Below are 23,504 nucleotides of genomic sequence, written 5' to 3'. Positions count from 1 at the left end.
ATGTAGGACTTATAGTTTTACTGCCTTATATACATAACCCGTAGCTTTATTACTTCCATTTTATAAACAAATAAGATTCTAAAATATTATATTTAGAATAATAATTAGTCATACTGACACCTTTATACGAACTGAGTGTAAATATAATTTCCAACAATTCTTTTATGTAAATTTCAGTTCCATTATCGTATCAATTATAAGTAAGACGAAATATTTATCTTCATAATATAGAAGAAATAATTTCCTTTTTTTGGATTACACCATTGATTTAATATACAATAAATTCAAAAATTTGATAATAGATATACTAGTTATATTTTATTAGATTACTTCCTTCAACATTACAAAATAAAGCTCAACAAGGCCAGCCATGTTTCTTTCACTAATTATGTTGGACTTAAGTTCCATTATTAATACGAGCATCTTTAACATGAAACCCTCTACAGTGGTTATTCTATCGCTTATTTCTTATTGCAATCATTTCAATTCCTCTTAGTTCCAAAAATACTCCTATTCGTATCCATCGAATATCTGATTTTCGAATTGACCATGCAAGTTACACTCCGTTTCTTTTCTCAAATCTACTCTAGTCAGTGGTATCACTAAACATGTAGATCATTACGTTACCGTTCGCCTTGCCTAACATTGTATGGTCAGGGATTAGTTGATTTTAACGGACAGATTAGCCAATGATTCTGTAATTTGATTATTACATCAGAAATGTAAAACATCATAGATTATTCTTCTTAACACCGCTTAATCTTTAATTCTCTATTTATTCAAATGAATTTTAATAGCTAATTCAGAACAAAAATTCGTTGAACTATATCTTTAGCTATAAAAATTGTCTCTTAAAATAATTTAATTATCTCTGATATAGATCTTGGTGCTATTCATTATTCTCTTATACATGTAACAATTAAATATGGAGATCTTAAAAAAGTTTATTTTCTGAATATACTTTTTTATAATCATTTAGTGCTACTTGATTGAACAAAAAAGCAACTTCCCTGTTGGCAAGTTGCTTTTAAAATACTCTATTATAAATCTCAACTTATTATCTAAATTATCGTATAAGTCTCACCGCTTAGCCTTATAAAACTCATGATACAGCTTCATCAGCGTTACTTCGTTGAGCATTTTGCAATTTTTCCATCATTTTTTTAATTTTGGCTTCTGATTGCTCAACTTCCTTAATATGATTCCATGGTTTCCCGGTCCGTAACGGAAGCCTAGTTTAGTGTTTTTTGGTAATTAATTCCTTATAATAAAAGCAAGCATAGTACGCTTCGCAGAAGAGTTCAAGCTTTCTCTTCCTCCGTTTTTAATTAGTTTTGAGTTCCCATTCAGGCTATCCAAAGTAGCCCCCGGAGAGCTTAATTCCATGCAGAAACTCTAGTTTAAGCTCTAAATTATGGATACCTTAACAGATCGGACCCAAGTGCGCCTGAGGGCCTGGAGGACTCTTTTTGCAAGTTTCGTTAAACTGTTAGGCTTCATGTTCACGCGATAATTTGATGTGTTTCTAACCGGATATAATCCAAATAGTCTACGGGAAACTGTCTAGATTCTAGCAGCCTCAGCTCAACTCCCATCTTCCGTAAGGACTCCATAAGCTCGTCATAGTTACCCTTGATTATTTCAGGTAGATTTAGGTTCTTGCTTTGGAGGAACAGCCGCTTGCCATAGGAGCGCTCATCCGTTTTAAATTCCTGAAGGTTCTTTAGGAGATACTTCTTAAGCTTATTTCTCCGATCTCCTGCAGATAATTCTTAAACCTGCTTAAAGTCAACATTACCGTGACCCCAGATAGCCCTAAACGTACCATCGGTCAGTTCCTCCCTCGGAATTCGGGGGAGATTCGCCAGCATGTGGAAGTGGATCGTTCCTAGCCTTGAAATGAGCGTACTGCAAGATATTTAAAGTCCCCATACCGCTCCCGCATCCGCTTCACCCAGTTCTCAAAATCCTTACTGGCTTCGGCCAGCGAAACGTTCTCCTTTCCATACGTTAGGGTGATGTACTTATGTCCCTTGGCAAAGTTCAGATCCATCAGGTTTTCGAATCGTTCTCGTTCTGCCAATGACAGCCTTCTTGGCTGTGGGATGCTGTTATAACGTGAGCAGTTGCCCAGATCCAGTAACTCAGGTTTCAAGGTCATGTTAGAATTAATTCCTTCTACTTTTACTTGGCGCTTAGTCATCGTTCGGTAGGGCTTCATGCGGCCAGAGTATATGGGTTTCCCATACATCTTAACCTTCAAGTAGTTCCCAATTCATGTTGCCTGACAGTTGTTATAAGCATTCATACTCTTCTTCCTCCTTAGGGTAAGGCCCCTTTTGGGGTAGTCTTTGCCATAAATAAAGCAGGGGGAAAAGAGTGTACTCCCTGTGTATGCCATGGGTTGAGATTGATTTTTGACAGATTAGTTACGGTTCATTACGGAGATGCTTGGGGGGAGCACGATTGTGGGTACTTAAATGAATACAGCGGATTGTAATAGGGCAAATACAAGCGTTAGTGAAAGTACGGACGTTTTCCTTACTTAAGAATGCAAACATCTCCTGCAGCGCCGTAGAGAGGTATAGTGTCCATCTAAACGCAAACGGGAGGAACGTTTGATATTGTTACCCCTCGCTGCGCTCGGAGACTCCGCTTCGCTTCGTCCAGAGTTCTTACATTAAGAAATTGAAATGGTTACAGACAATTCAAATCAGATAATTTACGCCTTTAATGTTTATGCAGCCGGAAGTTTACATTTAAGAGGATTCGACCATCTAGAGTGACTTCTTAGTGCGTAGCATTCGTTCTATCGCTAGGGACTGATTATTTTTTTCTATACGGCTAATCTATTCCGTTAATCAAAGTCCTTCATGCAGGTGTTTTTTCGGAGATCTGTTTATTTCAACTCATCTGGAGTGTTCAAAAGTGAATGAGTCAGTGAGGTGGAGTAGTCCATAAGCCGAGGGAAATCAGTATATATTTATTAAAATAAAATGTTACGTTTAAAACAGGGGGTGTACGTTTGAGCTTCGGGCAATTTAATTGCTTGAATTGATTTAGAATTCCCATACACTTGCAGAATATTTTATAAGAAAGATGTGGGTTGTAGTCTTGAGAAACTTTCCGCAGGTTTATTCGGCACTAGTTTAAATTAGAGAATGACCTTGAGGAAGAACACCCTCAAGGTCAAGATAACTTATACTTTCCAATCGTTTAATAGAGTATTATTCACCAGCCCTTCACAAATCACAGAACTAAATTCTAAAAATTTGATATATATTTCTTCAAATACTTTAGAAACTGCAGTCTTTTCCAAAAATACAGAACTTGGGTGAGGCACCCATTCAGTACGACTAACGCAAGTAACCTTAACAAGATTCATATCCTCTTCGAATAGGAACTGTCTTTCAATTCCCTGTTCGTAGAAATCTAATTCAAAGGAGAATATGCCCGCTCTTGTTTTCGCTAATATATCAGGAACTTGTTCCATAACAGTAGATAAATCTGTTCTGCAATCAACAGGCCAGTTATCTTGCCCAAAACCACCAACAACGAATGATACAGATTGTGAAATTTCAAACGCCTCACATATACACATTAGAATTCCCACTGAATCATCGAGTTCTAAATCAGGTATTAAGTATTCTGTTTCAGGTATACTTTCCAACGGCTTATATAATGTTAACTCCATCTTGAAAATATTGTATCAGCCCTTTCATAGTGGGTTACTTATTATGGAATCGGATAAGCAGTTTTTATACCAGTTGAAGATGGAACAAATATAGCCTTCGTTGCAGGTATTATAACACCCTCAGGAGTAATCACTTGTCCCATACCTGCAGGCAAATCAAATGTTCTAACTTCTGTGATTGGACCCTTAGAAGTAATAAAGTCTGCTGCTTTTTGATTATCCAGCCATTGCCCTTGATTATTTTTTGTACTTCTGGCCCTATCTACTAAACTTCGTGTATTTTTAGCACCAGCTCCATGAGTTAAAAATGCATGTCCAAATTGCTTTGAGCTTTTCCAATTAGAACTTCCCCCGGATACCGCCCCTGCTCCCATAGCTCCAATCGTTAAGGCAATCGTAGTGGTCTTGTCATCTTTCCCATAACTGAAATAGTTATCTAATTGAGAAATAGCCCATATAGCCGTATCATTATTTCCTAAACCCTTAGCCATCGCTAAGTTATACAGATATTCAAATTGATTTCGAGTCATTCCTCCCGAATCATCACCATAAAATCCGTATTTATATTCTTTCATTAATGATTTTAAAATCTTAGCTTGAGTAGCTGCATCCACTGAACGAGCTGAGATAACTTTCATAGTAGCATCAGTAGTTGATACATTGTACAGCGGATCTCCACCTGAGCCTCCGTTTGCAGCAGCCATATGCCCTGTAGGATCACTATAAATCAACGGATTATTATGCACATACGTATACAAATTCAAACTCAGCGGATTATCAATCTGCCCTTCATACGTATCCTCATTTAAAAAACGCCTCATACTCGGATCATAATACCGTGCCCGTAGATAGTATAGTCCTGTCTCTTCATCATACACTTCCCCTGTATACTTGAATGGGTTTAGTGTTTCTTCTTTTTGTGGTAATGTTGCCACACACATCGTAGGCGTAGCTATTCACTACTGCGCCACTCGTATCTACCTTCTGTACAATATCGCCGTGACCATTGTACAGATAATAGTAATCTTTACTAGTGGTCTTGTCTTTCTTCACCAAAACTCGGTCGCCTCGGACATACGTGGATTTCTACACGATATTATTCCCATTTAACCTTTCTTCCGTAATAAACTGTCCATTTAAATCATAGTTTACTTGCGTATGTGTGTTACCTTTTCTCATTATCGCACGAAGTCCGCCAGCAACAATTGAATATAAAGATCATATATTTCTTTGTATGTCATAAAACAACCCTCAGCAGTTACAAAGTTAATTTTCTGAATATGCTTTTTTATGTTCATTTAGCCCAACTACTTGAATTAACAAAAAAGCAACTCCCTTGTTGGCAAGTCACTTTTAAAACACTCTATAGTGAATCTTTAGTTATTATCTAAGATCCTACCGCTTCGCCTTATAAAACTCATGATACAGCTTCATCAGTGCCCTTTTCTCTATCCGCGATACATAGCTGCGACTGATCCCCAACTCCTTAGCAATCTCCCTCTGTGTCCTCTCTTCCCCACCCGTATCCAATCCAAACCGCCCCACGACAACTTCTTTTTCCCGGTCATCCAGAATATCAAGGTTACGATAAATCTTACTCTTTTCGATCTTCAGATCTACTTCTTTAATGACATCATCCGCTTCCGAACCGAGGATATCAATGAGTGTAATTTCATTACCTTCTTTGTCAGTCCCAATTGGGTCGTGCAGGGATACGTCTTTACGAGTCTTCTTCAAGGATCTTAGGTGCATCAGAATTTCGTTTTCAATACAACGTGCTGCAAATGTGGCTAGTTTGGTTCCTTTGTTTGGACGATAACTCTCAATAGCTTTGATCAGGCCGATGGTGCCGATGGAGATCAGATCCTCCATGTCTTCTCCGGTGTTATCGAATTTCTTCACTATATGGGCAACGAGCCGCAAATTATGCTCAATCAACAAATTGCGGGCCTTGGCATCTCCCTCAGCCATCATCCCTAAGTATCGGCTTTCCTCCTGCTCCGAGAGCGGTTGTGGAAATGCATTATTCCTTACGTATGATACCAGCAGCGTCAGTTCTTTGATCAGCAACGCAATCGTGCTTAAGAATCCAGGCAACTTGGCGACACCTCCCGCACTTGTACAATGAAACCGATCTGTTTGCCTTACGGGTTCATGGTCATCCTTATTGTATGTGGGCGTGCGCCTAGAAGTGCCTGTACGGGGGAAATTGTACAACCACAGAAATTTATTTTTCATACGAGAAATCAGTCATACTCTACTCAATTACTTGTCTTTTTAACACAATGTTGTTAGCGGTAATTCTCACTCTCTTTTGATAATAAATTCCGCTTCACTAGACGTAAAAACCTTTATGATGTCCTTATCAAAAGTAACCTTCAAAATAGACTCAGGTGATTGTTCAAGAATACCACCGCAAGAATCTCCCGACGGATCACCGTATACAGCCGAAGCCAGCCAGTGGATTCCAGGCTCAAGGAAAGTCGTCAGTGTAGGCAAAACAGTCCGGGGATGAAGCAGGTTTGTGTTGGCATTAGGCCAAATTAGCTCAGCCTTTTCATAGCCGATCAAACCCTTGACTCCGCTTGTTCCCCATGCTGTAGATACTGCGGCGGTTGTAAGGCCGATCTGCTGTTCCACCCCCACTTCCTGACCAAGTGCGAAGCCACCCTCTGCAGCGTCCAACGGTCGTCCGGTCTCGATCCGGTGTATCCGAATATGCCAGGGCAGCCCAGCAACGATCCAGGTCCGAACCTCCACATTAGTCCATGGCTTCCAGACGGAGTGCAGCACATTGTCCACAATTTTTGACTCCATATTCCGCCGTCTGACCCGATACAAGTTGTCCCCGCTCTCACTTAGAGCGAGCATGGAATCAAATGCCCCTTGAGACAATCCCCATTCGGAGCGGGGTACGCTGAACCCGAAGCCTGTTGAGTATACGAATTTCTCATACTTGGCAGACGTGTGGGTATGCTCATTCGTATATAGATGACCACTGTTGAAGGCAGCCACATGGCCGGAAGCAGGTTCGCGGACAATGACAAGATGCGCAGGCTTCTGGACTATAACTGCAGGAATATCCGGCAGCGGCAGTTCCTCTTCTTTCCAGAATGGATGCTCCGCGCTGAGAGCCAATGGCAGGAATGTCTTTAACGCCCAGTAGGGCGAACCGGGAGCGTTATAATTCTCCGCCATGACCAAGTTGGGGTAGGTATAACCAATCGTCAGAACGCCTCCGGCATCAAAGATCGGTTGGCTGAACCACCAGCGCAAATTGCGCAGTACTAATCCTTTGACCACACCTACAGGGAATACTTCAACGCCTGCATAGACGAGTGCGCTCCAGAAAGCAGACTGGGCAAAGCGGTAGGTTAAGCTCCTTCCATAAGGAAGGGCAGATCCATCCGGAGCGAACCAGCCCAACAATTCGGTGGCAAAAAGCCGGGCCCGTTCTTTGAACACCTGTGAACGTTCCGGGTCCTCCTGTTCCATCAGCTTCGCGTACAGTAGCGCATAATAATGGATGGCAAAAGGAACATAATAATCGCTATGCCCGTTAATTCCATCACTGTACCAGCCATCACCCAGATAGAAATCATCCATTCGCTTCAGATTGTTCTCTAGCTGCTCCGCGTCGTAGGGTCGGCCGATTCTGCGGAATCCGACATTAACTAGCACGTTGAAGAACAGCCAGTTGCAGTCATAGCAAGGATGGGAATTAATCTGATTCAGCCAGCTGTACAATTGCTCCTGTTCCTTCTGGGTAAGTGGTGACCAGATCTGTTCAGGAATGGCGGCTAAGGCGAAACCGAAGACCGCCATCTCTACCAGACGCTGGTCATAATCTTGAACTTCACCCCAGTATTCTTCATGGGCAGGATCCGTGCCGTGGCGTATGCCATCCAGCACAGTATCCCAAAGCCCGTTTTCTCCGCCTCCCATGAGCAGGGGCACTAAGCCCCACAATACCCGGGAGAAACCTTCCATTTCTGCAGTTGCTGCTGAATAGCTGGCTCCTGTTCCGCCGATTGCCAGCCGTGTGCCGCCTCTGCTGTAGAGCGGCCGAAGCGGTTCTGTAAGCTGTTCAAGAGCAGAGACCAGATCCTCCCGGGTCTTTAGCGGATTTTTAGCAATAGTCGTAAAAGTCTTTTCAGTCTGCATTATATGCCCCCTATTCCCAGTAGAACGGTCCGGCTTCTTTTAGCCGGGCTAGCGCTTCGACATAGAAGAAATCGCCATAGATAAGCGGAACATCTATATTCCGATCTTCAGGATAGTTACTCGTACCATGAAGCAGCAATCCTTCTTCTTCTGCATTGTCCCAAGTTCCATAATTCCGATAAAGGGATTCAGTAATTCTTATAGCCCCGTTCCGATACACATGAGCCTCCGAGTCGTCCACCTGGCTAGCCAGCAGGAGCAAGCCACTCGCTGCACAGGAACCAGCAGAGCTATCACGAATCTCGCCAACTTCACCGGGAGCACGGAAATCCCAATGTGGAACGTGATCTTCGGGCAGACGGGTCAAGAAGAAATGCGCGACCTGCTTGGCTGCATTAAGATAACTCTGCTTGCCCGTATGATGATAGGCCAATGACAGTCCGTAGAGCGCCCAGGCTGCCCCGCGCGACCAAGCCGACTCGGACGCATAACCTTGCCCGCCAAGCTTTTCAACCACTTCGCCCGATTCCGGGTTGAATTTGACGATGTGATAAACCGAACCATCCGGCCGGATGAAGTGCTCCAGCACCGTATCCATATGCGCCTCAGCGATATGCCGATAACGTGGATCCCCTGTTACTTCGGAAGCCCAGAAAAGCAGGCTGGTATTCATGCAGCAATCGATAATGGCTACCCCGCTGTTATCCTCGCCTTCACTCCATGGATTCCAGGCCCGGATGTAGCGCCCTTTCAGATTGAAGCGGGCCGCCAGATAGTTGGCTGCCTTCAACGCCCGGACTCGTGATGCTTCTCTGCCCGTGAGCTTATAGTTCGCAACACTGGTCAACAGCCACATAAAGCCTAGATCATGGTCCAGCTTCACATAACCATCCAGCACCTCGTCAAGCCGTTCTTCACACCGCTCAGCAACCGCTTTCAAATCCTCATCACCACTCTCAGCATAGAGCTGCCAGAGCATTCCCGGCCAAAAGCCGGCCGTCCACCAGTTTGGTGCTTCAAGCACGTATTTGCCGCCTTGACTGGCATGGGGGAATTCTGCACCGATTCTCCAGCTGTTCGTTCTAGTCTTCTCCAAGGCTTTGCCCCAAGCCTCGTCTACCCAAGCTTGCTTTACTAATCTACTCATCTAAATCCCGCCTTTATTCGAATTAGCCTCTACCCTCTGATAGAGGACTTTTTATATGCTCAGGCCCATCTTTTATAGAAATTGAAAAGTGAATGCCAGTTTGCCCACCGCGCCAAGCTGAAGCACATGGAAGTCCAGACTATACCAGAGCTTCTCCATGCCAAAATGATCCCGGTACACATGCACAGTAATCTCCGGCTCAACTTTCAGTGAATCGTAAGTCACTTCAACGCCGCGAGTCATAGTCCCCGGCAGCAGCAAGGTACCCGGATGAAGAAGCTTAGGCTCACGCCAGGTGACAAACCGCTCCGTCCAGCTCGCCGGAATTCCCTCATACCGGTAAGTGTCTGTAAGCTCCAGCCGTGGACATTCCTCTTTATGCCAGACGAACGAACGGATTAAGGACTGTAGTCCTGTTACCTGATATGCCTGTGTCAGATCCAGTGTCAGCACATCATTCTCCTCCGCCGATGCATGCAGCACTGTGGAGCTGAACGCCCGACCGGCCAGCTGATACTGGCCATCAATGATCGGCAGCGAATGACCCTGCGATCCATTGCAGTCATACTGGTAACGGCCAGCCCCAAAATAATCAGCAGTATACTCTCCGCTTCCAAGATCGGATGCGTAGATCTCTCCCCGGCCGCTCAGAATGAAATGTCCCAGATCATTATGGTTATGCGGTTCAGCATTGTGCCCGCCCTTGGCGGCGAATCCGAATGAACCCGCCTCCGACACATGACGCGAGACAAGCCAAGCGGCATCAGGGAGATAATAGCTGGCGGCTCGCCAAGCTTCGTCCTCCTTGCCAGCCCTGGTCCAGATCAGATTGCGGAAAGCCGGTGCAAAGCGGCCGCAATGATCTTCAGTGTAAGGAGCGCGCAAAGCGGATGGGGGGCGTTCGACATCCGTACAGACTTCCGCCAGATAATGGGACAATCCCATATGTACTAGCACCTGAGGCACTGAATCAGAGAAATTGGCTACATGACTTCCGTCAATGAAACATTTTTGTTGGAAGCGCGCGATTTGCGCTACCTTCTCTTGCTTGAACCAGTCCAGTCTGCCTGCGCTTCTGGAACAGAGCAAATCGCTATAATAAGTGAAATAACCAAACCCATAATTCCAGTACCCAAGGCCTTCCAGACAGGCACCGTCCTCACCGAACCCTTCCAGGTAATACAACATGGCGCGCTCTGTCCTCAGCAGAATATCCGCAAGCATGGCTGGGTCCTCCACAGACAGCAAGGCAGCAGCCCCGATTGATCCCGCACAGACCGCTGCCCAATTATGCCGCGCTGTCTCCCAATCATAAGGGCCATTTTCAAGAAATGGACGAAACAGTCTCCGCTCTACTTCATGGTGGATTCGGGATCCCAGAAGCTGCGAAAGTCGTTCCCCGAGCAAAAGTAAAACTTCACTTAAAGTAAATCCGGTCTCGGAAGAAAACAGATCAATATACCGGTTGATATCAGCTGCATTATGATCCGCTGGGAGGTGGGCCGGAAGACACCAGGTGTACTCATCGCATATAGCCCAGAGGATGTCCTCTAGCTTCTCCAGTACTTCCGGATGATCCGGCTCCAGCAAAGCCAGAAATACATAAGTATTCAGCCTTCTTCTCCGTTCAAAATAGACCCGTTCATATTCCAACCTCGAACCCGTGCGCGAATAAATGGAAAATAACGTATACGACAGTTCAGGTATAGACTGCCCGTCCAGCCTTACCGCCTCCGCGCGGATCTCGCTGATATCTGCCTGTAGTACTCCCGATGATAACGCCCGTTTCCAAAAAGCAGCCGCATCCCCCTTTGGATAATACAAGCTCAGATCGACTGGCTTCATTTCATGCACTATTTCCAAAAGCATCTGTTTATTCATGCCTTTTTTCCTCCTTAAAGGTCAGTCAGATCCGCGAAGCATCTTATTCTTCACTAATATGGCTGAATACTTTTTATTCCAAGGCATGATCTCTCATAACATCCTCACCGGCTGCAATTTTTAGTGAAGTCCATTTCATCTCTTCCCCTGACCAGAAAGGATCGGAAGGGAGCAGCCCCAGCGGGAGGAATACGGAGGCGCATAAATAAAGACTGCCTGTATTGATATAGCTCTCCGCAAGCTCCGGCTGATAACCGTATACCCCCGGACGTAGCCATCCGGACTCATCCAGCGTACCCGGATACTCCATAATTCGCGTAATCACAGCTGTCAAAGCGCAGCGTACCTGTGCAGGGGGTAATGCTTCCTCCAGAAAATGCTGCAGCGCCGCCTGCGACAGCAGTTGAAACGCCCCAAAACGGTAAACGATCGAACGCCCGATAAAGGGATAGGTTCCATCCGGTGCAATGATCCGTTCGAGAACAGTAGCGTATCGCTGTGCCCGTTCCAGAATCAGCGGTTTCAATGCGGAATATTGCTCCGACTCCTGTTCAAAAAGTGCCACCACATCCACCAGCATCGGCTGAATAACAAAGCTGTTGTAATAATCCCAGTGAAAGTCCTTGCCATCCCCGTAAACTCCGTCGCCCTTATACCAATCCATGAACATATGGACCGCATAACCAACGCGCATCCGGTCATATTCAGGATCGCCAAGTATATACAAAGCGGCTTCCACCATTGCGCTGAACAGCAGCCAGTTGCTGCCGCTTGGCGCTGTCCGGCGTGTCTGCTTCAGCGCTGTTATTACATTGCCTTTGACCCGCGCACTCAGCTTGCCGGCAAGCTGCTTTGGTGCACGCACCAGCGCATGTGCCAGGAATGCCGCATCAACCAGCGGTTGGCCTTCAGCCTTGAATTCCATATAGTCAGGTGAATTCGGATCAACAGCGGCATCAATGGCTTCCAGCATTAGCCCGGCATAACGCGCTCTAAGCTGTTCTTCCTCACCCTCAAGTCCCTCTAGCTCAAGCCAAGGGGCCATTCCACATGCCAATCTAGCAAAAGCCTCCAAATGGGCAAACTGGCTCCGGTCACTATGAAACTTTGTAGGCAACTGTTCCTTTAATTTCCGCTCAGCCAAAGCATTCAGCACAGGCCCCCCGATCAGCAGCATTGTATCCAGCCAGTATTTACGCTGTTCCTTCCCATTCATGCACAATTCCACCCTTTCAATTGCATCTAATCAGCTACAGCTACTTCTCTTGCCTACCGCCTGAATCTTGTTATATTGCGTAATCTTCTACTATAGTTTAGTGTTGTATTATTGCAATGTCTTTGCGAATAATGATGTTTTATTGCGTATATTGTGATCAATCTGAAAGGGGCAGTTCCAATGAAGCATGCCCAGTATTATGAGCCGTTCGATGGAGATATTCTGGCAGGTATCGGAAATTCGCCGATCTCACCTACCAGGGATTTCCACATCCATGACCACTATGAAATTTTCCTGTTCTTGGGCGGCAAGGTGAACGGTTTTGTAGATCAGTTCAGCTATCCCCTGCAGCGGGGCAATGTCCTGTTGTTCAACAATCACGAGATTCATAAAATCATCAATTTATCTCCGGAGCCCTATGAACGGTTGACTATCCATTTCAAAGCTCCGCTTGTCTATCCCTTCTGTACCGCAACTACAAATCTGCTCGCTTGTTTCCAGAACCGCCAGCCCGGAGAGCATAATCTCGCGCAAATGGATGAACCGCTGATTGCAGAGTATACAGCCCTTGCTTCCCGCCTGATTGAGACATTAGAGAATCAGCAGTACGGGAGCGAAGTTCTGGCTCTGACCTACCTGGTTCAGATCCTCGTCCTCATCAATGAGCTGTACAGCCGCACCCGATCTACCGTGCCCAGCATCATTTCCTCACATATTCAATCAGCCATGAGCTATATCGACAACCACTTGCATCTAAATCTGTCACTGGAGCAAATCGCTGGAGAACTGAACGTCGATAAATATTATCTCAGCCATCTGTTCAAACAGCAGACAGGCGGAACCATCTACCGTTACGTCTTGCTCAAAAAAATTGCGTTATCCAAGCAGCTCTTGTCCGCCGGGAACTCCGTATCCGATACCTGCTATCTGTCCGGCTTTAACGATTATGCCAATTTCATCCGTACCTTCAAGAACATCACGGGCATTCCACCCGGAAAATATAGTAAAAGAAGCTGAGCTTTAAAACTCAAATTCAAGGATTTTTCAAAAAAGATGCAATCGCTACTGCGGTGAATAGTTGGACTTCCGGCCGCTGTTTTCCTAAGCACTCCCCCGTCTCTCCAAATCTATAAAGAACCTGGCAGCCCGCTTAATGCAGCCTGCCAGGTTCTTTGAAATGCTACTTACAAATATCCCAGCAGATTGGAGATAACTTGCGCACCTTCGGCACGGGTCATCGTCTCTTGTGGCGCTAATTGCTTATTGCCGCGTCCCTTGATCAGTCCCGACTGTTCGGCGATGTTTGCTGCGTTCTTCGCCCAGTCATGAATCTGGGAATAATCACTGAACGATCCTACAGCAGGTTCATTGGTCTCGCTTCCCTGCAAATATTCATAAGCACGAACGATCATCACAGCCATTTCCTCGCGGGTAATGCTCTGATCCGGGGCGAACGAATCCGCACTGCGTCCGAGCACGATACCCGTTCCGCTAACAGCTGCAACGGCTTCGGCATACCAGGCTTTGGAATCCACATCACCAAATGTTGAATGGCTTCCTGCCTTAAGCCCAAGCGCGCGTGCAATCATAGCAGCGAATTGTGCCCTAGTTACATCCCCTTGCGGATTAAACTCCGTACTGGAAATGCCTTCAATAATATGCTTCGCAGCCATGGTCTTAATCACATTGCTGGCCCAGCTGTCACTGCTTACATCTGTGAACAGCTTATCGTATTCCAGGACTGCATACTGGCTGAAATGCCGTATTTCAGCAGTCCATTTACCATTAGTCAACGTTCCGCCCATGAATTCAAGCGCACCATTTGCAGAAACATAGTAGCTACCGAGCAAGCTTATATTGGCATCCGGATCTACGTTGAACGTAAGTGTCAACGGTTTATCAAAAGCAGTTACCGTTACAGCAGTGCCGTTGGCAGCAACAACCTCCAAGCTGAAGTTAATCACATCACTTGCCGCAGATAAATGTACGGAACCATTAACAGCCCGATTATTGATTAACTGTTCCACAGCATCTCTGGATACCTTCACTGCTGAGAGCTTAATTCGCGCCCCCTCCGTTTGACCTCCAGTAGCTTTTTCTTGAATGCTCTTCAGCACTTCTGGGGTCAGATCGATAGCAACCTTACTCCAAGCCAGACGTAGAGTGTTCTCTCCGATGATTCCTGATAGTCCTGCTGGAAGGAGCACGGATTCTGTAGCTTCAGTGAGCTGAACCGTTATTACTCCTCCAACCGGTGCCGTGAAATCCTTTCGATCAAGAACCTTTTCGGTCTGCAGCAGCGGTGTTGGCGTTGGGGACGGGATGACTGCTGGTGTCGGTGCTACCGTCCACACTGGTGCTTCCGTTGGCGCCGGCGTAGATGTTGGTGCTGTTGTTGGCTCCGGTTCCGGCGTCGATGTCGGTGTTGGTGTTGGTGTTGGTGTTGGCGTCACTACCGGAGGTTGCTCTGCTTCGCCCACTGTCACGGTTCTAGTCACTTCGATAGCCGCGTTGCCCGCCGCATCACTCACATTATAATGATAGGTGTAGATGCCTGCCGCCTTAGTGTCCAGTGCCAGCACATTCTCCTCATTCTTCGTAATCGTTGCTATAATAAGCTCCGTAATGTCGCCGTCACGGTCATCTACCGCTGTGGCTCCGGCATCCATATAGCTTGCGCCATTTTCCAGTTGAATGGACGGTTCACCAAGCAGTGTAATCACCGGCTTCATTACATCCGGATCAAGTGCAACGACTACTTTTCTTGTCACTTCTTCAGCCTCATTGCCCGCAGTATCGCTGACATTATAATGGAAGGTATAAATATCAGCTTTCGCTGTATCGAGAGCAGTCAAACCGTATACTTCACTGCTAACTGTTGTAGTTATACGGTCTGTAATATCACCATCCTTGTCATCATAAGCAGTCGCTCCTGCATCTGTATATTCAGAACCGATGTGCAAATTCACTATTGCATCACCTAACAGAGTAATCAAAGGCTGAACAGTATCCGGTTCCGGCAGCTTGATTGTTCCGCTCACCGAACTGTCCGCTGTGGCCTCTCCCTTACTCAGTGATACCGTAAAGCTGAAGCTGCCGTTAGTCTCATCGGTTGCTTCTTGGAAGGAAGACAAGGTAATCTCACCGATCGTAACTCCGGTATCATTGAGACCGGGCAGAGCGCCTATCGTCTGCAGCAGCCAAGTCTGGACAGCTTCTTCGCTGTTTGCCACTTCCTTCTGCACGCTGTATACCGCACCTTCTATGATACTCTTAGCCTCATTTACAGCCTGCTCATTAGCAACACTGGCTTTATCTCTAGCTACAGCCACATAGCTGATCAATGCAGCCTGATTGCCTGAATACGTATTGTTTATTGAGTATTTCACAGTACCGCTCACCGGAAGCGTGAAGTCATAGTTAATCATAGCGCCATTAGGACCTGCGACGAGTCCGGTTCGGACCGATTTGGTCACTTCTTTCCCTTCAGCGTCGATATAGCTAAGCGTAATATCCATCGTGCGGTTGGTGTTGTTCCACCAGTCCCGATGGAATGACGTAATCGTATATTTGCCTGCGTTCAAAGGGAGCAGGTATACAAGTGGATTATTTTTTGTATCCGAACCATAAACACCTGTCTGACTTTTATCAGAAGGAACTACAGCACCACCAAGCCCCTTAAGGAGGTACTTAGTACTGGTATGCCCCCATACCCCATTGCCTGTCGAAGGCTGATCCGCCTTGTTATTAAGCAAGCTGTCACCTACAAAATCCTTGATTAATGTATACGGCGGCGTGATACCGTCCACCGATACACCAGCATCGAGGAAGTATAAGAGCCCCTCCGGCACCACTTCCACATAACAAGTTGTTTTCAGATTTCCATAAGTGCCGGTTACAGCTACCCGTTCATACGGATTGTTGAAGCTGGCCGCATTTACATTCCACTTTACTGATACCAGCAATTTGGATCCGTCTGCCCGAGTGGCTTCCACCTTGTCTGGAAGATCCGGCAGTTTTCCGGCATAAGTAGCCAAATCCTGAGGAGCGACAAGCTCCCGTATATCTCCCGTAGTCAACTGGTTCTGGGCGGAGATCAGGCGTGCTTCAAGCTGAGTAACTCCTTCCTGATCCAATTTGTATAAAATAGGATTATCCAGTGCTCCCTGTGCATCGCTCTGTGCATCTACGAAGAGCTGCCAGTCTCTGTCCGAATATTCATCCTGTTTGTTCATTTCTTTCGCGGCTGTTACCGCCGCCTGAAGAGCAGCAGTATCTACAGTACCAGTTACTTCCCCGGAAACAACCGCCACCGCGTCGACAACCAAGGTGCCGCTTACCACCTTTATCTGCACATGGTGCTGGCCATATTTAAGCCCGCGGAGTGCGTACGTCTGGTACAGCTCCTTGGAAGCTACTGTATCAGCCAATAGAGCAATAACTTTTCCGTCCACCGTTACCTCAAGCTTCGCCGATCCGTTATTCGCTCCTAGAATATCCAGTCCGGTGCCTTCAAACGTATATTCCATTGCAGCGTCTACAGCCTGGCTGGTAGAAAGAGAACGCTGGTAAATGTACATGCCCGCTCCATTTATATGGCTCCACGACCCGGTATATATCAGTTTAGGGTTCGGAGCAGCTGCCAGGTCATACATCTCAAGATTGTCTAGAAGCTCTGAATAATACGGCGTGTAGCCCTCAACCTTCTCCACCTTCAAATTATCGAAGCGGACGTGATAGTAGCCGCTGGCCAGATCTACCCGGCCGGACAATTCAGGAGTAGGGTCGGTATAGGAAGCCAGCTTCACCCCATCCAGATAGGCAGTCACTTTATCACCTGCAACCTGAACGGCAATATTATGCCATGCGTCATATGCGGTATCGAATCCGTCGATCTTCACGCCGCCGGAACCGTTCGCGGCATTTCCGCTCGCAACTGCGCTATTGTTGACCAGCAGCTGCCAGCCGCCGTCGAACCAGAATTTCAGCACATACGGTGTACCGGTTATGGAGTGGGAACTGCCACCTCCCTGATAACGGGCGCCTATCGCAGCATAATTGGCTCCGCCCTGAGTATTGTTTGTTTCGAACGATACATCAACACTGGCCTTGTAGTTCATCCACCGGTTGTCGCCGATGGCCGTTACGGGATCTCCGCTGTTCCATGTGCCGCCAAGCCCCATGGTTCCCGTGTCCAGCTGCTGCCGCAGGACATAATTGTCTGAACCGTCCGGAAGATAGGCCTCAAATGCCCCGTTGCGGTCATGGGTATAACGCGGGATAACGCTTTGGGAACCGCCGCGGGATTCGATATAGCTCTGGGTACCCTCAGATTGACCGCCTGCACCAATCTTCACAACAGTCTGCTTGGAATAGTCAAAATCATCAGCGTACAGAATGTTGTCCCCAGTACTGTGTCCTGCTCCTGTAGCATCAGTATCCAGTACGGTACGCTCGCCTTCTACAGGCAGCGGTGTATTATATTCTTCTTTGTCCTTGTTCTTCAAAGTAGACACAGTCACGGTCGAATACGGTTTAACCTTAACGGTATACACCCCGCTGCCATCAGCAGTGGCATCACCGAGATACTGCATATAATTGCTGTTGAACGCTTCTCCTGCATCAGCGGCACGGGTTTCCCATACTTCCATGGATGGATTACCCGTATAAGCCATATTGACTGTCTGCAGCTTGTAGATTTTGGAATACTCGCTATCGTTCACGATAACCGTCGAGAAATCTTTTTTATCAGGTGCTGCAAGGGTTATATAGCTAGGGGAACCGTTGCGGCCGCTGACCGGATTGGTGCCTGTCGCACCTGTAGAGCTGGCTTGAGGAACCGCTCGCCAGATCCCAGCAGTATTATCCTCGTTCTCCCAGCCTACATTCGCAAACCAGCTGTAATGCTGCAGAGTGACAAGACCCGCATCATAATGAATCCATCCCGACCACGGATCGCGCATGCTGACCAATTCCTTGAAGGAATATTGTCCGCCTTCATAAAAGGAACCAATGGCTGGCTGGTAAATAAAGTGTGTCCGGCGGGAGTTAACGAATCCTTTAATAATCGTGTTACTCATCTCCAGCGGACTGCCGACACCACCAATGCCGGTTCCTGCCACTGTAGGATCTTTCATATTGTTGTTGGGACGGAAAGAGGAATTACTGAAGGTAGACTGCGCCTCGCTGTTCCAAACCTCAATATCATATTGTTCTGCAAGTTTTTTGAAATTGCCTGCGCTGTCGTCGTCCGTGTTGTAGTGGTATCCAGCGATCGGCACGGCTTCCCGCAGAGAAGGATCACTCACCATACTGGCACCGAAACTGCCAATCCCGACTTCATCGGATATCACAGACTTGATCCGGTTGTACAGTTCCCGCTCTTCGGTGCTGTTGAAGCCTTCGCTGTCAGTCTTGACTCTCTCAGCGTACTGTTTGGTCCACGCCAAATCTGGAGCGTGCTCGTTGATATAAGGATTAACGTAATCGGCCATATAACCGTATTCACGATAAGCGGCCAGAATGGTTTTTTTGTACCAGGTATAGATTTTGTCGTTGTTATTCGCCCAGGCCGGAGCACTCCATCGCAGGATGCTCACTTTAAGATCAGGGTTCACTGCCTTGGCATCTGCGGCAAGCTGGAAGCCGGGATGCCGGGTAACATTTGCCTCTTCATCGGCCGTACGCATAGTCGCCGGGTCAGGTCCCGTGGAGTTATTGCGGTCATTGCCCATCTCGATTTTCACATGCGTCATGAGCGGATGTTCTCCACCGAACAAGATCTGTAGCATTTCTGCATAAGCCTCTGGATGCTCTGACTTATAGTCCATCAAAAGCGCACTGGTGCTGTTAGCGCTTAGTACGCCAAATCCCTTGAATGTGAGGCCGTTGACATTGTCAGCTTGGATATCGTTGCCGTCAAGCAGAACCTTGACCATAGAAGCTGCGCTCTGTGTAGCCTCTTCGATCTGTTTCTTGATTCCGCCCTTGGCAACGGCGAACCAGCTCAAAATAGGTTTTTCGTCAGCAACATAGGCGTAAGTCAACGTCATTGGACTACTAACGTCAATGTCTCCAGGAATGGTGAATTCGCCTGAAATTAGCTTAGTCACATTAGTGTTGAACTGCTCAAACAAGATCGTCTTGGTTGCCCCGATAGCATCCTTATACTCGATCTGAGGACGTATTACACGGGAGCGGCTGCCGTACCAATCATGGAAACCGCTGCTGAGCGTATAGGTTCCAGCTTCAAGCGCTTTTAATTTATACACGATATGATTGCTGGCAGGGTCGGCACGAAGTCCGACAGTCCATAGGGACGGATCGGTGGCTGGATCGGTAAGTCCCCCGTCTTTGGAATTCTTGACCTTGTTTACGGAATCATCAAATCCCCAGTCCGCCGTACCGCTGATATACTTCTGGTCGGGTGACTGGTTGAGCAAATCGCTGCCGCTCAGCGTGCGGACCGCTTCGTACAGCGGCGAGGAAGTAGGCCCGTTGCCTACGGAATCGCCCCCTCTGCCGCTATCCACAAAGTAAACCAACGGATTACTTGCGGGCGGAATAACTTCCACACTGGCTACGACCGGCCCCCCGTTTGCTGTACCGCTGACGGTCACGGCATCGTATGGCACGGCAAAGGTATCTGCTCCAATATTCCAGTTCACTGCTGTGCTCTGGCCTCCGATATCAATGCTGGCTGGCAGAGTAGTATCTGCAATTGTTGTAGCCCCCATATGGGCGGCAGCGTAGATAGAATTTACGTTAGCAGCAGAGACTGCAGGCAGAGTGAATGCCGGAAACATCCCAACTACGAACGCAGTAGTCATCGTTATTGAGAAAAGCCTTTTTCGAAAGTACTTTCTGTTCATTCTCTTCTCCTCCTTTGATGGCCAATAATAAAAGAAAGCGTATTCATTTTATTGTTAAATGAATAATTACTAGAGTTATACAGACCCCTTTGACTTATAAAAAAACCTGGCAGCCTATGAAGCATGCAACTGCCAGGTCAAATACGGTTCTAGCCCTTAATGCCCGATGCTGCAACACCTTGTACAAAGTACTTTTGCAGAGCCAGGAAAACAATTACAACCGGAATAATGGACACCACACTCGCGGCCATAATCAGGCCATATTCGGCGGAATATTGCGAGATGAACATTCTTAGTCCGATTTGGATAGTCTTGAGTTTCGTATCTGTCAGATAAATCATTGGCCCTAGGAAGTCATTCCAGGTAGCGACAAAGGTGAAGATCGTCAATGTAGACAAGGCTGGCTTGGACAACGGCAACATGATTCGCGCCCAAATTCCATATTCGCTCAAGCCGTCAATACGGGCAGCCTCGCATAATTCATCCGGAACACCTTGATAGAACTGGCGCATCAGAAATACTCCAAATGCCGAGAATGCCTGCAGCAGTATGATTGCCAAATGCGTGTTGTTAAGTCCCATGTAACGCATCAGGATAAATTGCGGCACCATGTAAGCCTGCCAAGGGATCGCAATCGTTGCAATATATCCAAGGAATAGAATGTTTTTTCCCCGGAAATGCAGTTTGGAGAACGCGTACGCAGCAAAGCTAGAAGTCAGTAGTTGTAGAATCGTTACGATAATCGATAATTTCGCCGTATTGTAAATAAAACGGCCCAGCGGAATGCGTGTCCAGATATCCGCGAAATTCTCCCAGCGCGGATTCTGTGGAATCCACTGCATTGGGAAGGAAAAGACATCTTTGTTCATCTTGAGTGAAGAAGACAACATCCATATATACGGAACCAGCATCGCCAGTACTGTCGCAAACAACAAAATATACACAAGAACCATAATGCTGATTCGAAGTCCTTTACTTTTACCAACCATATCTTTTGAATCCTCCTATTGTCCGTATTTCTTCTCGCCGCGGAACTGGACGATGGTGATGCCAAGTACCAGCAGAAACAATACAATGGCCATGGCGCTGGCATATCCGTAATCAAGCGAGCGGAACGCCGTATTGTAGATTTGATACACCATAACCCTTGTAGAATCATTCAACTGGTTATCGGCGCCGGCAAATAGGTTGATAAAGATATCGTAGACTTTGAACGAATTGATGACTAGAATCATCAGAACAAAGAAAGAGGTAGGCGCCAGTTGAGGGACCGTCACATTGCGGAATCTTCTCCACGCACCCGCACCATCAAGTTCAGCAGCCTCATACAATTCAGGGTTGATGCCCTGAAGACCTGCCAAGTAAATAACCATGTAATAACCCATGTTTTTCCACACTGTAAACAGTATTACTGTGAACATCGCCCAGTGTTTATCCGCTGCCCAGCGGGGAAGATCCTCCAGCGGGATACCGGTAAGGGTATGCAGGATATTGTTGATCGGACCCATCGTAGGACTGAAGATAAAGTTCCATACGGCAGCAACGGCTACCAGGGATGCTACATAAGGGAAAAAGAATACGGTTCTCATGAAATTGCGGGCCATTATCTTCTGATTAAGCAGAATCGCCAGCGCCAGCGCGACAATCATGGTGAACGGTACTACGCCAATAGTGTAAACAATGGTATTCCATAATGCTTTGTGAAATGTTGTATCTCTGATCAACCGGGTGAAATTGTCCAGCCCGATAAACTTCATTGGATTGGCCCCGTCCCATTTCACAAAAGCAAGGATAAAGGCAAAAAACATAGGTACCAGTGTAAACAGGGCAAATCCGATAAAGTTCGGCGCAATGAAGCTGTAAGCTACCAGGTTTTCCCGGACACCTTTTGACAAATGACGTTTAGGGATCTTTTTTGTACCCAATATGGTTTCGTTCTGCATTCTTTCTCCTCCAAACCTTCTAAAACTTTCCCCACAAATCTATACTTTTTAATATAAAAGGCGGGCTTTCACCCGCCCTTAGAACCGGCTCTCTTAAGGTTAATTATTCAAGAGCTGCTGTACGCGAGCATTCATATCATCCAAACCTTCGTCAATCGAAGCATTTTTAGTCATAATATTGTCATGCGCTTCATTCAAAATAACTTCGATGTCTGCGCTCTTTTCATGCATAGGCATTTCCAGATAAGTCTTAACAGTAGTCAGTGCCGCTTTGCTGTTCTCATCCGTAGGGAAGCCCTCGATGGAAGTAATGGAATTGATAACTTCATCATTCTTAATCGCTGGAATGGTTCCGGTGGAAGCAATGACTTTAGCGCCTTCTTCACCAGTCACGAATTTCATGAAATCAAGTGCTGCTTCTTTATGTTTGGATTTCTGATTTACAGCTAGGGAAGTAATTGTACCCAGGGTTGTACCGGCTTCCACACCATCCGGATGAGGGTATTTCGCAATGCCCCAGTTAGCCGATTGGGACTCGCCACTCTTCACTTTCTCAATTTGTGTAGCGATAAACCAGCTGCCCATGTTCATAGTAGCAACGGAATTATTGTAGAATACGCCAGAATAGTGCGTACTTGAAGTCTTCAGTGTGGCGTAATCCATTACGATGCCGTCTTCCTGTTCTTTCAGGATCCGCTCATAGGTTGGTTTCAAGAAATCGTAGTTTCCGTCAACAACAGTGTTCTTGCCGTCCAGAATACCGAACAGTTGAACCGCACTACGCCAAGTATGGTAGTGAGCTCCGTACACTTTTTCAGAACCGCTGCCGGAAGTCATTTTTCTGGCCAACTCATCATATTGCTCGAATGTCATATCATTGCTTGGATATTCCACTCCTGCTTTGTCGAACAAATCTTTATTGTAGTAGAGAATCCAGAAATCGCTGCGGAAAGGAAGCGCATACACCTCATCGTTCACTTCGATTTGTTCTACAGTACCTCCATATACCGAAGGATCAATAGCGTTGCCACTCATAAAGCTTTTAAGCGGCTCCAGGTGATTCTGTTTCACAAGGTTCGAGTAGCCCGGAATATCTTTAATTGTAAGTACGTCCAGATCTGCGCCACCGGATAGTTGTGTGCTTAACATGGTCATATAGTCCGTCGACCCCAGATCGACATTTTCGATCGTTACATTCGGATGCTCAGCTTTATAGGCATCGATTAGCGGCTTGTAGTAAGCGGTAGCTTCCCAATCCCACAAGGCCCATTTCAAAGTCACAGGCTCCTGGCTCGGTTCAGCGGAAGCGTTTGCAGAATTCCCCGTTGCTGGAGCTGTCGTTGCAGCAGCACCTTCGTTGTTGTTATTACCAGAACATCCAGCCAACAGACTCATGGAGAATACTGTGGCGAGGGTTATGCCATAGAATCTTTTCAGTTTCATTTAAATATCCCCTTTTCTTCTGATTGTGTAACTACGATCGGCTCTTCTGAGCTTAGTTCAAAGTTTATAGCTTTTTTCGCAAGAATGGCATGCATTATCAAACAAAGTTCATTCACTTTTCTGTGTTCTTCTTCCCTGCTCCGGT

General features: G+C 46.6%; 14 protein-coding genes. 1 reads left to right on the top strand and 13 read right to left on the bottom strand.

The window, feature by feature from the left end:
• Positions 1-1,888 precede the first annotated feature (1,888 nt).
• The 9 genes from NST25_RS06870 to NST25_RS06830 form a co-directional block, all read right to left on the bottom strand.
• Positions 1,889-2,203 (bottom strand): hypothetical protein, encoded by a 315-nt coding sequence (locus NST25_RS06870; RefSeq protein WP_340393561.1) that lies wholly within the window; start codon positions 2,201-2,203, stop codon positions 1,889-1,891.
• 996 nt (positions 2,204-3,199) lie between these two features.
• Positions 3,200-3,694 (bottom strand): hypothetical protein, encoded by a 495-nt coding sequence (locus NST25_RS06865; RefSeq protein WP_076187609.1) that lies wholly within the window; start codon positions 3,692-3,694, stop codon positions 3,200-3,202.
• 41 nt (positions 3,695-3,735) lie between these two features.
• Entirely contained in the window at positions 3,736-4,572 is an 837-nt protein-coding gene (locus NST25_RS06860) for an RHS repeat-associated core domain-containing protein (RefSeq protein WP_340393559.1), read from the bottom strand.
• Positions 4,565-4,747, bottom strand: coding sequence for a hypothetical protein (locus NST25_RS06855; RefSeq protein ID WP_340394367.1), 183 nt, complete (start codon positions 4,745-4,747; stop codon positions 4,565-4,567). Before NST25_RS06855 ends, NST25_RS06860 begins: the two co-directional genes overlap by 8 nt.
• Positions 4,748-5,089: 342 nt before the next feature.
• Positions 5,090-5,791 carry an RNA polymerase sporulation sigma factor SigK gene (gene sigK, locus NST25_RS06850; RefSeq protein WP_036675850.1) on the bottom strand — a complete coding sequence of 234 codons (702 nt, stop codon included), beginning with the start codon at positions 5,789-5,791 and terminating at the stop codon, positions 5,090-5,092.
• Positions 5,792-5,998: 207 nt separating this feature from the next.
• Positions 5,999-7,858 carry a DUF2264 domain-containing protein gene (locus tag NST25_RS06845; protein WP_340393558.1) on the bottom strand — a complete coding sequence of 620 codons (1,860 nt, stop codon included), beginning with the start codon at positions 7,856-7,858 and terminating at the stop codon, positions 5,999-6,001.
• A gap of 10 nt (positions 7,859-7,868) precedes the next feature.
• Positions 7,869-9,005 (bottom strand): glycoside hydrolase family 88 protein, encoded by a 1,137-nt coding sequence (locus NST25_RS06840; RefSeq protein ID WP_340393556.1) that lies wholly within the window; start codon positions 9,003-9,005, stop codon positions 7,869-7,871.
• Between the two features lie 72 nt (positions 9,006-9,077).
• The gene (locus NST25_RS06835) at positions 9,078-10,886 is read right to left on the bottom strand and encodes a hypothetical protein (RefSeq protein WP_340393555.1); all 1,809 of its coding nucleotides are present in this window, start codon (positions 10,884-10,886) and stop codon (positions 9,078-9,080) included.
• A 73-nt stretch (positions 10,887-10,959) separates the two neighbouring features.
• Positions 10,960-12,102 (bottom strand): DUF2264 domain-containing protein, encoded by a 1,143-nt coding sequence (locus tag NST25_RS06830; protein WP_340393554.1) that lies wholly within the window; start codon positions 12,100-12,102, stop codon positions 10,960-10,962.
• Between the two features lie 180 nt (positions 12,103-12,282).
• Here NST25_RS06830 and NST25_RS06825 point away from each other — a divergent pair, with 180 nt between their 5' ends.
• Positions 12,283-13,119, top strand: coding sequence for an AraC family transcriptional regulator (locus NST25_RS06825; RefSeq protein WP_076307333.1), 837 nt, complete (start codon positions 12,283-12,285; stop codon positions 13,117-13,119).
• A 167-nt stretch (positions 13,120-13,286) separates the two neighbouring features.
• Here the strand turns inward: NST25_RS06825 and NST25_RS06820 are convergent, their stop codons facing one another.
• The 4 genes from NST25_RS06820 to NST25_RS06805 all read right to left on the bottom strand — a co-directional run bounded on the left by NST25_RS06820 (position 13,287) and on the right by NST25_RS06805 (position 23,359).
• Positions 13,287-19,973, bottom strand: a complete 6,687-nt coding sequence (locus NST25_RS06820) for an S-layer homology domain-containing protein (protein WP_340393553.1) — start codon at positions 19,971-19,973, stop codon at positions 13,287-13,289.
• Positions 19,974-20,122: 149 nt separating this feature from the next.
• Positions 20,123-20,962 (bottom strand): carbohydrate ABC transporter permease, encoded by an 840-nt coding sequence (locus NST25_RS06815; protein ID WP_081383301.1) that lies wholly within the window; start codon positions 20,960-20,962, stop codon positions 20,123-20,125.
• 15 nt (positions 20,963-20,977) lie between these two features.
• A complete protein-coding gene (locus NST25_RS06810; RefSeq protein ID WP_036675858.1) occupies positions 20,978-21,916 on the bottom strand; it encodes a sugar ABC transporter permease in 939 nt (312 codons plus the stop codon).
• A gap of 99 nt (positions 21,917-22,015) precedes the next feature.
• Positions 22,016-23,359 carry a sugar ABC transporter substrate-binding protein gene (locus NST25_RS06805; protein WP_340393551.1) on the bottom strand — a complete coding sequence of 448 codons (1,344 nt, stop codon included), beginning with the start codon at positions 23,357-23,359 and terminating at the stop codon, positions 22,016-22,018.
• Positions 23,360-23,504 lie beyond the last annotated feature (145 nt).

It is taken from the genome of Paenibacillus sp. FSL E2-0190 (genome assembly GCF_037992965.1).
Taxonomy (GTDB): Bacteria; Bacillota; Bacilli; order Paenibacillales; family Paenibacillaceae; genus Paenibacillus_AQ; species Paenibacillus_AQ odorifer.
This window is presented reverse-complemented; position numbering and strand designations above follow the sequence as displayed.